We start from the raw sequence: 314 nt of genomic DNA, 5'->3' as shown, positions 1-314 counted from the left end.
GGCCCTTGATCGAGGTTCCCGAACTGCGCTGGCGCGGCGTGACTCCAAGGAATGCGGCAAACCGCTTAGCGCTGCCAAAGCGCCGGATGTCGCCCAGTTGCCCCAGGAGCCGTGCTGCCGTCGTGTTACCGATCCCCGGAATGCTTGTCAGCAGCTCAACGTCATGCTTGAGGCCTGGATGGCGGTCGATATGGTCGTCCATATCCACTTCGAGCTGTTTGATCTGCGCGTCCAACCAGGCAATGAGGGAGCGGGCATGCTCGGCGACCTCGTTCATGCCGCTGACCGTGTAGCTTTCCAGGCGGTTGCTCTCC

At 62.1% G+C, this 314-nt stretch carries 1 protein-coding gene; it reads right to left on the bottom strand.

Annotated elements, in window-relative coordinates:
- On the bottom strand, positions 1 to 314 hold a 314-nt coding region (locus tag GTP55_RS30515), incomplete at both ends, for a transposase (RefSeq protein WP_161048270.1).

This window comes from Duganella margarita, from assembly GCF_009857535.1.
GTDB classification, from domain to species: domain Bacteria; phylum Pseudomonadota; class Gammaproteobacteria; order Burkholderiales; family Burkholderiaceae_D; genus Rugamonas; species Rugamonas margarita.
The sequence above is the reverse complement of the archived record's forward strand: the minus strand, read 5'-3'. Positions and strand labels throughout refer to the sequence as shown.